This window comes from Labrenzia sp. R5_0, from assembly GCF_017743835.1.
Classification (GTDB): Bacteria; Pseudomonadota; Alphaproteobacteria; order Rhizobiales; family Stappiaceae; genus Roseibium; species Roseibium algicola.
This window is the reverse complement of record NZ_JAGHRK010000001.1, coordinates 1,145,022-1,158,582: the sequence shown is the minus strand read 5'-3', so window position 1 is coordinate 1,158,582 and position 13,561 is coordinate 1,145,022. Positions and strand designations below refer to the sequence as shown.

General features: G+C 57.5%; 13 protein-coding genes. 4 read left to right on the top strand and 9 right to left on the bottom strand.

Annotated features, from left to right (window positions below; all coding sequences use genetic code 11):
• Nucleotides 1–39: 39 nt before the first annotated feature.
• From J7447_RS05365 to J7447_RS05355, 3 genes are all read right to left on the bottom strand, one after another.
• Nucleotides 40–903, bottom strand: coding sequence for an N-acetylneuraminate synthase family protein (locus tag J7447_RS05365; RefSeq protein WP_023003886.1), 864 nt, complete (start codon nucleotides 901–903; stop codon nucleotides 40–42).
• Between the two features lie 244 nt (nucleotides 904–1,147).
• On the bottom strand, nucleotides 1,148–1,960 hold the full coding sequence (locus tag J7447_RS05360) for a ferredoxin--NADP reductase (protein WP_023003885.1): 813 nt from the start codon (nucleotides 1,958–1,960) through the stop codon (nucleotides 1,148–1,150).
• Between the two features lie 213 nt (nucleotides 1,961–2,173).
• Entirely contained in the window at nucleotides 2,174–2,614 is a 441-nt protein-coding gene (locus J7447_RS05355) for a hypothetical protein (protein WP_023003884.1), read from the bottom strand.
• Nucleotides 2,615–2,720: 106 nt separating this feature from the next.
• On the opposite strand from J7447_RS05355, the gene J7447_RS05350 reads away from it, so the two are divergent.
• Together J7447_RS05350 and J7447_RS05345 are read left to right on the top strand one after the other, a co-directional pair.
• Complete coding sequence (locus tag J7447_RS05350; RefSeq protein WP_209169004.1) at nucleotides 2,721–3,566, top strand: LysR family transcriptional regulator; 846 nt, start codon at nucleotides 2,721–2,723, stop codon at nucleotides 3,564–3,566.
• 117 nt (nucleotides 3,567–3,683) lie between these two features.
• The gene (locus J7447_RS05345; RefSeq protein ID WP_023003882.1) at nucleotides 3,684–4,718 is read left to right on the top strand and encodes a GlxA family transcriptional regulator; all 1,035 of its coding nucleotides are present in this window, start codon (nucleotides 3,684–3,686) and stop codon (nucleotides 4,716–4,718) included.
• A 264-nt stretch (nucleotides 4,719–4,982) separates the two neighbouring features.
• Here J7447_RS05345 and J7447_RS05340 read toward each other — a convergent pair whose 3' ends face one another.
• Both J7447_RS05340 and J7447_RS05335 read right to left on the bottom strand, forming a co-directional pair.
• Nucleotides 4,983–5,750 carry a sulfite exporter TauE/SafE family protein gene (locus tag J7447_RS05340; RefSeq protein WP_209169003.1) on the bottom strand — a complete coding sequence of 256 codons (768 nt, stop codon included), beginning with the start codon at nucleotides 5,748–5,750 and terminating at the stop codon, nucleotides 4,983–4,985.
• Between the two features lie 37 nt (nucleotides 5,751–5,787).
• Nucleotides 5,788–6,594 (bottom strand): transporter substrate-binding domain-containing protein, encoded by an 807-nt coding sequence (locus J7447_RS05335; protein ID WP_209169002.1) that lies wholly within the window; start codon nucleotides 6,592–6,594, stop codon nucleotides 5,788–5,790.
• Nucleotides 6,595–6,806: 212 nt separating this feature from the next.
• Between J7447_RS05335 and J7447_RS05330 the strand changes: the two genes are divergently transcribed.
• The gene (locus J7447_RS05330; protein WP_209169001.1) at nucleotides 6,807–8,024 is read left to right on the top strand and encodes a crosslink repair DNA glycosylase YcaQ family protein; all 1,218 of its coding nucleotides are present in this window, start codon (nucleotides 6,807–6,809) and stop codon (nucleotides 8,022–8,024) included.
• 65 nt (nucleotides 8,025–8,089) lie between these two features.
• Here the strand turns inward: J7447_RS05330 and J7447_RS05325 are convergent, their stop codons facing one another.
• Together J7447_RS05325 and J7447_RS05320 are read right to left on the bottom strand one after the other, a co-directional pair.
• A complete protein-coding gene (locus J7447_RS05325; RefSeq protein WP_209169000.1) occupies nucleotides 8,090–9,496 on the bottom strand; it encodes a nicotinate phosphoribosyltransferase in 1,407 nt (468 codons plus the stop codon).
• A gap of 56 nt (nucleotides 9,497–9,552) precedes the next feature.
• On the bottom strand, nucleotides 9,553–10,617 hold the full coding sequence (locus J7447_RS05320; protein ID WP_077290151.1) for an NUDIX domain-containing protein: 1,065 nt from the start codon (nucleotides 10,615–10,617) through the stop codon (nucleotides 9,553–9,555).
• A gap of 254 nt (nucleotides 10,618–10,871) precedes the next feature.
• Here J7447_RS05320 and J7447_RS05315 point away from each other — a divergent pair, with 254 nt between their 5' ends.
• Nucleotides 10,872–11,075, top strand: coding sequence for a YgaP-like transmembrane domain (locus tag J7447_RS05315; RefSeq protein WP_031270681.1), 204 nt, complete (start codon nucleotides 10,872–10,874; stop codon nucleotides 11,073–11,075).
• A 124-nt stretch (nucleotides 11,076–11,199) separates the two neighbouring features.
• Here J7447_RS05315 and tdh read toward each other — a convergent pair whose 3' ends face one another.
• Nucleotides 11,200–12,225 (bottom strand): L-threonine 3-dehydrogenase, encoded by a 1,026-nt coding sequence (tdh, locus tag J7447_RS05310; protein ID WP_208993601.1) that lies wholly within the window; start codon nucleotides 12,223–12,225, stop codon nucleotides 11,200–11,202.
• Nucleotides 12,226–12,236: 11 nt separating this feature from the next.
• Nucleotides 12,237–13,424 (bottom strand): glycine C-acetyltransferase, encoded by a 1,188-nt coding sequence (locus tag J7447_RS05305; protein ID WP_209168999.1) that lies wholly within the window; start codon nucleotides 13,422–13,424, stop codon nucleotides 12,237–12,239.
• Between the last annotated feature and the right edge of the window lie 137 nt (nucleotides 13,425–13,561).

Sequence of the window (13,561 nt, the reverse complement as noted above, 5' to 3'; positions counted from 1 at the left end):
CCGACCGGTTCCGGTCAGCCCACCAATACCTCAATTGTCTCACGCCGCCTGCAGCGTGACTTTCCGGCGAAGCTTTTCCGCAATCGGCTTCTCGTCTTCATAGAAGCGCAGAACCCCGTCACCCCGGACCACTTCCACCCGGCGCACCTGCGAAACCAGCTCAGCGACTTCCGGCATTTCAAGCGACGCCTTCTGGTCGGACCCCCAGTCCGAGCGATCCAGCGTGACATGCCGTTCAATGGAACACGCCCCAAGAGCGGCGGCACAGACGCTTGGCAGGATGCCTTCTTCGTGACCGGAAAAACCGATCTTCAGATGAGGGAAAGCGTCCTTCAGGGTCGAAATGCCGAGCAGATTGATCTCGTCATCGCGCGTCGGATAGGTGGAGGTGCAGTGGTACAGGCAGGCGATCTCGCCGCCGGAGCGCTCGATCACGTCAACGAAGCTCTTCACCATAGCCATGTCGCTCATGCCGGTGGAAACCAGCAAGGGCCGGCCACTGCGAGCGCAATACTCCAGGAAATCCCGATCGGTCACCATCGCGGAAGCGACCTTGATATAGGGCGTGTCGTAGTCCAGCAGGAAATCGACTGAGCCTTCGTCCCATGGCGAGGCAAACCAGTCGATGCCCAGTTCCTTCGACAGCTTGTCGATGCGGTCGTAGTCGGCCTTGCCGAATTCCAGACCGCGCTTCAGATCACCGTTCGTCGCGCCGAAGACGTTTTCACGGGGACGCGCCAGCTCTTCAGCGGAATAGACGACGTCGATCGTACGCTTTTGAAACTTGACTGCGTCGCACCCGGCCTCCTTCGACTTGCGGATCATTTCGAGGGCCTGGTCGATATCGCCATTATGGTTGATACCGATTTCGGCAATCACATAGGTTCGACTGTCGGAGATCATGGCTCAGTACCTTGATGTTTGGCCTGCAGCGTTCAAGTGGCCCTGCTGACTTGCCATTTTTAAGACAGATTCTTGCCACTGCAGGCAATGTCTGTCCACCCGCGAACCCCATATTAGGGTGTATCGACCCTGCTTTCTTTGGAAAACCCAAAATAGATCATTAATAAAGCCGCGGGGGCACGTGTTAAACACGCGCCCCCGGCCAAAGATCTAAGCATTAATAACAGATTAAGCCGTTGCCGACTCAGCCGACAAACGCACGCTCGACAACGAACTCTGCCGGCTTGTTGTTTGCACCTTCGGTGAGGCCTGCTTCTTCCAGAAGCGCCTTGGTGTCCTTCAACATGTCCATGGAACCGCAGATCATGCCGCGGTCAACGGCGGGATCGAGCGGCGGCACGCCGAGGTCTTCAAACAGTTTGCCGGACTTGATCAGATCGGTGATACGGCCCTGACGCGGAAAGTCTTCCCGGGTCACGGAGGTGTAATGGACCAGCTTGTCCTTTGCGAACTCACCGATCAGCGGATCGTTGATGGTTTCCTGCACGAGGTCCTCGCCGTATTTCAGCTCGGAAACTTCACGGCAGGTATGGGTCAGGATCACCTGGTCGAATTTTTCGTAGGTGTCCGGGTCACGGATCAGGCTCGCAAACGGTGCGATGCCGGTTCCGGTGGAGAACATGTAGACGCGCTTGCCGGGGATGAGCGCATCGTTCACCAGCGTGCCGGTCGGCTTCTTCTTCATCAGCACGGCATCACCCGGCTGGATCTTCTGAAGATGAGACGTCAGCGGGCCGTCCGGAACCTTGATGGAGAAGAACTCGAGTTCTTCGTCCCATGCCGGGCTGGCGATGGAATAAGCGCGATAGAGCGGCTTGCCGTCGATCATCAGACCGATCATCACGAATTCCCCAGACCGGAAGCGGAAGCTCGCCGGGCGTGTCATGCGAAAGCGGAACAGGCGGTCCGTGTAATGCTGGACGGATTTCACTTCCTCGACGAAAGCGCCAGCCGGGGCGGCAGCTTCGAGGTCGGCGGGTTTGGCAAGTACGTTCATGTCAATCTTGGTCCGTATGTCAGCGCTCGTATTAGATTGTGCCTCATGTAGCACTAGTCCAGCCTTGACTTGAAGCAACTGCGATCCACTAAACGCACTTAGTTCAAAAAAATCATTCTAAAAATGTTCAAGATTCCGGCCTGCAGGCATTCGCTGGCCTTTCCTGACAGGCCATCCGGCGATGCCGGACGGCCACGCCACCTGCATTACACGTCAGCGTCTTTCTTCAATTGTCGTCACGGTTTCCCGAAAGAAATCGAGCTTTCCGTTGTCTTCGTGGCTGAGGATATAGGTGATGCTTTCGCATTCGCAGTTCCTGACAGGATAGAAGAACCTTTGCTCGAACCGGGTCAGGAACCATCCCTGCCCCAATGCCTGGGAGGCGAGAGCGAGAATATGTGTTCCCTTCGGAAAAACGTCCTGTGCAAGGCGCTGCAGGACACCAGCCATTTCCTCCAGCCCGGAGGCCACCTGCCAGGCAACGTCGGTTTCATCGCGGTAGTGGTCGATGCGGAAGTCCAACTGTTCCGACAGTTCGCCGAAGAGTTCCGGTGACCCTTTTTCAAACAGATCAAGCACACGATGAATGGCGATCGGTTCGGTTCGAGGCAGCGGAAAGGTTTCTGACGGAGACAGGGGTATTGCGGAATTCATTCGGAAGTTCCTTCGGTACGGCGTTGCAATTGACCGCCCGAGTTGTGCCCTCAGCTTGCTTTACAGTATACTCCTATGCTTTCTATCGTTGATATAGGCAATTCCTATGCTTGAAGTAACCCCGCTTCGCTATTTCGTCAGCGCCTTCGAATTGGGAACGATCAGCGCGGCTGCCTCGGGACACGGCATTTCCCAACCGTCCTTGTCCCAGGCCTTGCAAAAACTTGAAGACGCAATTGGAACGTCGCTGTTTGTCCGTTCCCGCACCGGGTTACGCCCGACACCGGCTGGCCGCGATTTGTATCACCATGCCCAGTCTATCCTCCGGGCTGTCGGAGACGCCGAGAACCGCTTCCTGAAAGAGCCCCCGCTTCGCCTGAGCCTCTATACGGCGCCCGATATTCTGCTTCCCGCGTTTCAAGGGGCATTCCATGCCCTACGCACCACTTATCCGACACTTGAGATGCGTTTCGAGCAGGCAGCGGCGGACGCGGAACTTTCTCTGGTCGACAAGGCCTGTTCCCCCAAGAGCCACAAGTACCGGGAACTCTACAGCGAACCTTATGTACTTGCCGTTGCAAGGTCTCATCCGCTGGCCGGGAGCAACAGGATTTCCATGAACGACCTTCAGTCCGTTTCCCTGATCTCCCGCAGATATTGCCCGAATTACGATGCCCTGCTGGCTGAATTCGCCCTGGCGGGCCTGCCGTTGAACGTTTCAGCTGAAGCGGTCAACGATCAGCAGGTACTGGAATTGGCCGGATTAGGCTTTGGCGCTGCCATCCTTCCAGCCGGTCATTTGAAGATGAAGGATACTTTGACAGGCGTCCCGCTCGACCATGAAGGCCTGGAGCGGCGCAGCGTCGGCATCGCGGTGAAAAAGACAGCATTTGCCGATGAAATGTTCCGCACCTGGATGACGGGCTGGGCAACGTTGCCAATTCGTTTGTGACATTTACGAGAATATCAGGTCTGTAAGCGTTTTTTATTTGACAGATAAATACAAACTGCAAAACTTGCTGAAAGCCAAAGACAAATGGCAATAATACCTTCCATAGAGGCACAGTAAATGTCCGGACGCGCGCACGATGAATCAGGCCAGAAGATAGCATTCGTGCTCATGGAGCGATTTTCCATGAACGCTTTCGCCAGCGTTATCGAACCTGTCAGAATAGCAAATCGCCTTTTGGGAAGAGAGTACTACCAATGGACAACTTATTCGCTTGACGGGAATCCCGTCACGGCGAGCAACGGCTGCGAAGTCGCGGTCAAAAAATCTATTCGCGACCTGCACGATGCAGACATTACACTTTTGTGCACCGGCATCGACGTCGAGCGCCTGCCGCTGGACACGGAACTCGGCAACAAGCTGCGCCGTCTGAACGCAATGGGCCGCACCTTTGGCGCCATCTGCACCGGTGCCTATCTGCTTGCCCGGTATCATCTTCTCGATGGTCGCCGCTGCACGATCCATTGGGAAAACCTGAGATCCCTGCGAGAAGAATTTCCGGATGTCGAAGTAACGTCCGATATCTTTGCGATCGACCGCAACTGCATCACCTGTGCCGGCGGCATGGCGTCGCTCGACATGATGCTGCGCCTGATCGCGATCCAGCATGGTGCCTATCTTGCCCATGAAGTTGCCGAAGTCGCGCTCTACCAGAACATGCGTTCCGGCGAATCTGCACAGCGCCATGACATCGAGGCCCGGACCGGCATTTCGAATGCCAAGATCCTCGACGCGATCCGGATCATGGATTTGCATATCGAAGACCCGCTGAGCTGCCAGCAACTTGCGATGACGGTCAACCTGTCGCCGCGCCAGCTGGAGCGCCTGTTCCGGCGTCATTTCAACTGCACGCCCGGCCAGTACTACTTGCGCCTGCGCCTTGAAACCGCGCGCGACCTGTTGCGCCGGACCAGCCGCCCGGTGCTGGATGTCGCTTTGGCCTGCGGCTTTGCCTCCACCTCGCATTTCACCAAATGCTACCGCGAGCGCTTCTTGTGCACACCGACGGAGGAACGTCAGTCCTACCAGTGGGCCAACACCAAGACGACATCCGGGGTCGGCACCGCCACCCCCATGCGGCTGATCGCCAAGTAAGACGCGGCCTGAAAAACCAGTCCTCGAACGCCGCGGTCTTCGCGGCGTTTTTTTGTAGCCCGCCATGGTCAACCAGGACGTAGCGTAGCGAAGATCCGTGATCGGTGTGCCGAGATCTGGCGAAACAAGCCGAAGAAGACAGCGAACACAACGTTGTCTCTGTCCCGGCTCGCGCTTCGCTTGGCCGGAATGTCGTTGGAAACGCAAGTCCTTGGCTGCGCTCCCAAGCGCCACAATTTCCCGCCGAGACTTCTGCCGGAAAAGCTAGAGCAGCCGCCAGAGACCCAGTGGAATGAGGTAAAGGCCAAGGGCGAGGATGGCTGCCAGCACGAGCCGGCGGAAACCGGCCTCCGACACTTTCTTGCGTGCGCGCTGTCCAAACCAGACGCCGGTCAGGGCCGGTACGACCAGCGCAGCAGAGGCCACGGCTTCCTGGCCTCCCATCAGTCCGAAACCGCCAAGTGAAATACCGAGCGCCGTCGTCGACAGCAGGAACAAGAGACCCATTGCCTGGATAAGTTCGTCTCGCGTGAGCCCCAGCGCCTGCAGATACATGACACCGGGCACCGTGTAGGACCCCGTCAGTCCCGAAAGGACACCGTTAACCAGCCCGACGACCACTCCAACCGGGACGACCCGGTTTTCCGGAATATGCAGCACCAGCCCTGCAAGCATCGGCACCGCGTAGGAAACCATCAGTACCCCCAGAAGCAGATCGGCGCCGCCTTCCGGCAACTGGGTGAGGATGAAGGTTCCGGCGGCGAGCATCACCACGGCTGACACCAGAAACGGCCAGAGACGGGGCAAGAGAACCCGCAGGTAACCACCGGACAGGCTTTGCCAGAGGTTGGTCAGGAATGCCGGCCAGAGGATAAGGACCATCGCCTTTTCGACACCGACAAACACAGTCATCAGGCCAAGCCCGATTGTCGGCAATCCGAAGCCCACAAGCCCCTTGATGAACCCTGCGCTCAGAAACACCAGCACGGCAATCAGTATCAGTCCCGGACCGGCTGCGCCTAAATCCGTCACGCCATCACCTGTTGCTGCATGGGGTCTCTTGCTTCTTCTATCCGTCGCCCGTGGGCAGAGTGTAGCCTTCGATCAGCTTGTTCAGCTCACCGGATTCACGGCGACGCTGCAGTTCCTCGTCAAAGGACTCCAGCATTCTTATACACGGTGTCGCGCGGGAGAACAGGAAATGAACCGTGTTGACAGCCGCAGACCACGGCAGGACTTCGACCTTCCCTTCGACCCCGGCTTCCTGGATCATCATCTCGCCGTCCCGGCGTGCAATGACCAGATAGTCGGCCTTATCCTCTGCCAGCAGGTACATGTTGGTCTTGAAGTCGTCGAAGGGTTGCCGATCGATGGACAGTTTGGCAGCCGCATAGGTTTCGAATTCTTCGCCAAACGATGCCCCGAACGGTGCAACGCCTCTCAGTCCCGCAAGGTCTTCAAGAGATGCAGGGCGGATATCCAGGCTGGTGCGGACAAAGACACCGACATCTTCGCGCATGACCGGCAGACTGACGCCGAACTTGGCGAGCCTTTCGTCAGTCAGATAGGCCCCCGCCAGGACGTCGATCTGCCCATGCTCAAGCAATGTCAAAAGCCGTTTCCACGGCAGATCCGGCCCCATGACCAAAGGCAAATCCAATGCTGAAAAGATTTCAATTGCGAGGTCGGGAAACACACCATTGAGGCCGACATCGGCTTCCTGGCGCATGGAAATCGGGTACCAGACACTGGAACCGTTCAACTTGACGGAGGAACAGTCATTCGTGTCGGCACTGGCAGCAGAGGACAGCGTCAAAGCCAGGCAAGCAAGACCCGAAACCAGTATTCTCTTTCTCAAATGATTGAAAACACTCATTTTATACCGCTCAAACAAAGCCATGAATGAAGTCAGACAAATCAGTGAAACTTCTTTTGACTAATCGGTCAATCAAAAAAACACGTTTTACGTGTGCACGCGTTGTATTTGCGGTTTCATTTTGACAACGGCATCTGTCGCTCTTGCAAAAATTCACAATAAGATCCCTGCGGTCATTTTCTTTGAAACCTGGAAGATGCTAGCCTTGCCGCATGAGTGCCTCCCCCCTGCCCCGGCTGCCGAATCGTATTGCTCGGCACCTCTTCCTCGAAAGACACGGCCTTGCATCCGCCCCCAAGGGAACCGGAAAAGGCGATGATCTTGCTGCGGTCATAGACCAGATCGGCTTCGTGCAGCTCGACAGCATCAACACTGTCGCCCGCGCGCACCACATGATCCTGGCTGCCCGGCGACCAGCCTACAAGGAAAAGAACCTCAAGCTTCTTGCCGAGCGTGACCGGCATCTGTTCGAGCATTGGACGCACGATGCGTCGGTCATACCGACAGAGTTTTTCCGGCATTGGCGCCTGCGATTCAGTCGGGACAAGGAAAACCTCATCAACAGGTGGCGCAACTGGCACCAGAACGAGTTCGAACGGAAATTCGACGAGATTCTGAACAAGATCAGCGACCATGGTCCGGTCACGTCGGCATCTGTCGGAGAAGACGAGCAACGCAGCAATGGCGGCTGGTGGGAATGGCACCCCTCAAAGGCAGCTCTCGAGTTTCTGTGGCGCACCGGCGAATTGTCGGTAACCGGCCGGAACGGATTTCAGAAAGTCTACGACCTGACGGAACGGGTCATTCCGGCGCAACATCTCAATGCTGTTCATGACTTTGAAGAAACGACAGATTGGGCAGCCCGCTCCGCGCTCGACAGGCTGGGCTTTGCGACCTCCGGCGAGATCGCTGCTTTCTGGGACCTGATCACGCCACAGGAAGCCAAGGACTGGTGTACGGCAGCAAAGGCTGCGGGCACGATTACCGAGATTGAAGTTGAGTGTGTCGATGGATCCTGGCGGAAGGTGTTCGCCTATCCGGAGACGCTGGATACCGTTTCCGAGCTTCCCGAACCGCCTTCGCGGGTGCGGATCCTGTCGCCGTTCGATCCTGCACTTCGCGACCGCAAAAGGGCCGAGCGCCTGTTCGGTTTCTACTACCGGATCGAGATCTTCGTTCCTGAACCGAAGCGCCAATACGGCTACTACGTCTTCCCTGTCCTGGAAGGTGACCGTTTGATCGGCCGCATCGACATGAAGGCACTCAGGAGCGAGAACAGGCTTCATGTGCGGGCCTACTGGCCGGAACAAGGCATCAGAGCCTCAAAGGGCCGAGAGGCCAAACTACAGGCGGAGCTGGAACGCACCGCCCGCTTTGCCGGCGTTTCCGACATCACCTACGAACCGGATTGGCAACGGACGGCCCTTTAGCCGTCCGCACCGTTGTTTCCAGTGCTGGCCGGTCATCCGGCCAACACCATGGGTCAATCATGTGGTCAGCTCGCCACCCTTTCCAACAGGTGCTTACGGGCCAGAGCGCGTACCTCTTCGAAAGTCCAGTCCTTCACCAGTACGCCATTGCGGTAGACCGTCTGCAACTGATCGGTTCTGCCGCCAACCGCTTCGAGACGAACCGCGCTCAGCACTCCGTTTTCCAGGACCGTCACCTGCCGACCGGCCTTGGACGCCTTGCCGGGATCGGTCGCCGGGTTCTTGGAGACATCGCGCCAGGTGCCATCAGCAGTTTTCATCGCATTTGCCTTCATGGCAAAGCGCATCGTGTCCCGGTTGACCTGCTGCAACAGTCCCCCGCCCATTCCGACGGCGATGTTGTCGACCGACCAATTGCGACGCACCAGCTCTTCCACCAGTTGCCTGATGGTGTCGAGCTTCATGCCGTCACCCTGAATGACGCGAACCGACGGATGCAATACGCGCGCCCCCTTGCTGTTTTCAGAGCCGCCGTAGTGCTGCCAAAGGGTTTCCATAACCTTCAACGGCATTTCGACAGGGTCGCCGGAATCCGGGCGGATGACGACCGTTGCCCCCGATTTCAGCACCTCGTCCTTCAACCGTCCGCACCACAGGTTCTCGACAGCATTGCCGAGATCGTAGCTGTCTGAAACGACCGCCACCAGAGCATTGGGATGGCCAAACTGCACCAGCATGTTCCGGTACGCGTCGACTTCCCGCTCACGGCCCCAACTCGTCATAGTCGAGTGTTCAGCTGCCGGGATCGAAAAGCCCGCCACATCCGCGCCGTACCAGGTCATGGCCGCTTCCAGAGCTTCCATGGTGTCGGTGCCGGCAAAGTTGACCAGATGGGCCATGCCGCCAAGAGCGGCGCTTTCGGCAGAAGATACACCGCGCGCGCCAAAATCGTGCAGCTTGAACGGAATCTGACTGTCCGGATCGTCGGATGTGTCCAGAAGACCGCGATACAGGATCTCCTTGCACTTGAAAGACAACGTCGCAACCGTCGACGGGTACCAGACCGACCGCAACAAGGCGGTTTCCACCCAGGTCGTCAGCCAGGGCATGCGCTCGTCGGTGTTTTCCACCTGCACCAGCGGCACACCACTCGGTGCCAGTGTTCCTTCCGGCAGCGCCTTGATCTCCAGCGGAAACAGGCCACCGTAATCTGTCAGGATCTGTTCCCAACCTTCCCGGTTGAAGGGAACGCCATGGGCGGCACAGATCCGATCAGCCGCCGCAATGTCCGATGTCGTGATCGGCTTGAGAAGCACGTCCTTCAGGTAGGTTTGCAGCCCGAAGAACAGGACGCTGTCCGAAAACGGATTTGGCCTTGCTTCCAGGTAAGCAGAAATCCTGCGGGCTTCCGGAGGGTATTGCTTGAAATGCGACTGCTTGTAGCTATCAGTCGCCAGAAGTGGATTTGTCATTGTGAACTCCTCACGTGACAGGTGCGATTGCCTGCGGGCCTCCCCCGCGGGCGCTGTTACAGGTCCGCCATCAGCTGGATGATGGACCAGTGATCTTCGAAGAACTGCTCGGACTTCAGATCGCCAAGGCGATGCCAATTGGCTGACCTGGCATCGTCACCACCCGTGACTGAAAACAGTTCGCGCCGTTCAGGCAGGCGAAACAGAAACGCGTGGGTGATGATGCGGCCACGCAACGACCGGTCAGGATGGTCGAAGACCCTTGTCTTGGTTCCGTCTATGAAAGACGCCAGCATCGCCGGGGGGATTTCTCCCTTGTGGTCGCTGATGGCGGTTTCTTCCTTCAACTCGCGGATCGCGGCATCCTTTATGCTTTCACTGGGATCAAGGAAACCGCCGGGCAGAGCCAGCAATCCCTTGCCGGGAGCCTGGCCGCGCTCGACCAGAAGAATGTTTCCGGACTGGATGACGACGGCATCCACCGTCACGAACGGTCCCCTTCCCCATTGCCCGGGATAGGCATCCAGGTACTCGGCCTCTTCCAGAAGTGCACGAAAGGTCTCCGTCAGAACGAAGGCTTCCAGCCACTCCACCACGCCGGCCGACAGAACCGACCGCGATATGACCGGGATGCGCTGGAACAACTGCCTGCGCACGTCTGTCGACGAGAAGGTGCCGTATTGGCTGGCCAACTGCACATTGCCCCATTCGGGAAACAGCTTGAGATAGTAGCTCGTGCGGTCCTTGCCATAGCCTGCAAGTGCGATCTCGATATCCTGCAAGCCATGCAGAACGACACCGCCCTTGTTGTAATCGGCAAGCACGGTTTCATTGACGGCCCGCTGAACCTCGGCGCACCAGGCAGCATCCGAATAGGGATGATCCGAAACAGGCTTCAGGATCAGACGGCCGGTGGTCAGCTCGTGCTTGAACACCTTTGCGAACATTTCTTCGCGTTCGGCGCAAGTGAAGGGATTTCGCGGGCTGCGCGCCTGACCGGAAGACCCGATCAGCACGATCAGCGTATCGACTTGTTCCAGAGCAGATCTGATGACGGCCTCATGGCCGGCATGCAACGGCTGAAAGCGGCCGACAAAAACGCCGTAGTGAAATTTTGACATTCGAGCCTCCCTCGAATTTTTTGGAATGCAGCCGAACTCCTCAGCTGCATCTCATCTAATACTCATTTTGAGCATTAGCAAGAGAATAATGCTCAAAATGAGTATTATTCTCTTGTCGATCCGGAAATTGCCGCGATTACGCCCGTGAGATCCCCACCTGGCGATATGTCACGCCGGAACCAAGGACCTGTTCAACGCGGTAAAATGGGCGCATAATTTCTCTGTTTCGAATGAATGAAACTTGGGAGAATACGATGACCGTCGAACGCGCCATTCTTCTCGTGGTCGGCCTGCTGATACTTGCGTCGGTATTGCTGGCTGTCTACGTCAATCTCAACTGGCTTTGGCTCACCGGAATTCTCGGCGCCCATCTCGTCCAGGCGTCCTTTACCGGACTTTGCCCGGTGGTGATGGTCCTGAAAAAGCTGGGTTTGCCGCAGAAATCCGGCTTTGCCTGAGACGGTGCAACGCCGCCAGGAAAGAAACGCGCGCGAAAAGATCGCCTTCGATCTGATCGAGAGCGATCTTGCGTCACTTGATTGTTGATGTAGCTGCTGAAGTTCCCTTCGCCATTCAGCCGGCTCAGGTCCAGCTGAGGACTACCTTGCCAGCTTCGCCGGACTTCATGGCAGCAAAACCTTTTTCGAAATCATCGACACCAAACCGGTGCGTGATGACATTGCGCACGTCCAGACCGTTCTGCAGCATGGCAATCATCTTGTACCAGGTCTCGAAAATTTCCCGGCCGTAAACGCCCTTGATCGTGATGGCCTTGAACACGATGCGTGACCAGTCGACTGGCGACTTTCCGGGTGGGATACCAAGCAGTGCAATTCGCCCGCCCATCACGAGGTTCTCGACCATCTGATCGAGCGCTACCTGACTGCCGGACATTTCCAGGCCGACGTCGAAGCCTTCCTTCATGCCGAGTTTCTTCTCGATGCCTTTCAGATCTTCCCGGGCGACATTGACCGGCACCACGTCGGCCACCTTCGTTGCAAGGTCGAGACGCGCCTGATTGATATCAGTGATAACGACATTGCGCGCCCCAACATGACGGGCAACAGCAGCGGCCATGATGCCGATCGGACCGGCTCCGGTGATCAGAACATCCTCTCCAACCAGATCGAAACTGAGTGCGGTATGAACCGCATTGCCGAGCGGATCGAGAATGGCGCCGATCTCATCGTCGATCTCGTCCGGCAAAGGCACAACATTGAAGGCCGGCAAGCGCAGATATTCTGCAAAGGCACCCTGCTCGTTGACGCCTATGCCGCGGGTTTCCGGATCCAGATGAAACTTGCCCGCGCGAGACTGGCGTGAGTGCCGTCCGATCAGGTGCCCCTCACCTGAGCATCGCTGGCCGATTTCAAGGTCGGTGACGTTCTTGCCGAGTTCGACAATTTCGCCGGCGAATTCGTGACCGGTGATCATCGGCACCGGCACGGTCTTCGACGCCCAGTCGTCCCAGTTCCAGATGTGAATATCCGTGCCGCAAATGCCGGTTTTATGGATCTTGATCAGAACGTCGTCCGGACCGATTTCCGGCACCGGCGCGCGGGTCATCCAGAGGCCCTCTTTCGGCTCGGACTTGGACAGCGCCTTCATTTGATTGCTGGTCATGACAGAACCCCCGTCGCCTTGCCGGCCTTTTCGAAGGCTTCCAGTGCGCGATCCAGATCGGACCGGGTCAAAGCCGCGTTCATCTGCGTGCGAATGCGGGCCTGACCGCGCGGCACCACAGGAAAGAAGAAACCGGAGACATAGACGCCTTCCTCAAACAGCTTTGCCGCCATTTCCTGGGCCAACTTTGCCTCGCCCAGCATTACCGGAATGATGGGATGCTCACCCTGCAGAAGCGTGAAGCCGAGCGCTTCGAGGCCTGCACGCCAATAGCCGGCATTGTCGAAGAGGTTCTTGCGCAGATCGTCACCCTCTTCCACCAGGCGGATGGCCTCAAGACCGCTCATGACCACTGCCGGTGGCAGGGAGTTGGAGAAGAGATAGGGCCTTGCCCGCTGGCGCAGCAGGTCAATAACCGGCTGAGGCCCGGCAATGTAACCACCAATGCCGCCGCCCAGCGCCTTGCCGAGCGTTCCGGTCAGGATGTCGACATCAACCCCGAAATGCGCCGGTGTGCCCTCGCCCTTCGGCCCCATGAAACCGGTCGCGTGGCAATCGTCGACCATCACCACGGCATCATATTGCCTGGCGAGTTCGGTCACCCCCGGCAGGTTGGCCAGATAGCCGTCCATCGAGAAGACACCGTCGGTCGCGATCATGATGTGGCGGGCACCGGTGGCCCGGGCTTCCTTCAGCTTCGCTTCCAGATCCGCCATATCGGAATTGGCGTAGCGATAGCGCTGGGCCTTGCACAGGCGAATACCGTCTATGATCGATGCGTGATTGAGCGCGTCCGATATGATCGCGTCCTCAGGACCGAGCAAAGGTTCGAATAAGCCGCCATTTGCGTCAAAACAGGCAGCGAACAGAATGGAATCGTCCTTGCCGAGAAACTCGGCCAGGCGTTGCTCAAGTTGCCGGTGAATGTCCTGGGTTCCGCAAATGAAGCGCACGGATGCCATCCCGTAACCCTTCGGCTCAAGAGCCTTGCGGGCCGCCTCCTCGAGAGCCGGATGATCGGCCAGACCCAGGTAATTGTTTGCGCAAAGGTTGATAACCTCGCGCCCGCCAACCGTGATCAAACCGCCCTGCGGCGAGGTGATCAACCGCTCGCGTTTGTAGAGCCCTTCGGCCTCGATTTCTCTAAGCGTCTCGGAAATATGCGACAGAAAGGCATCGGACACAGGGCTTCCTCCGGCAAAATGGATATTTCCTCCACTATGCCGGATATTTGTCCGGAATAAAAGATTCGATTTCCGGTATCACGGATTCTTGCAACTGCCCTTCTGCAAGATCCAGGCGATCGCGTCAGCCTTTCCGG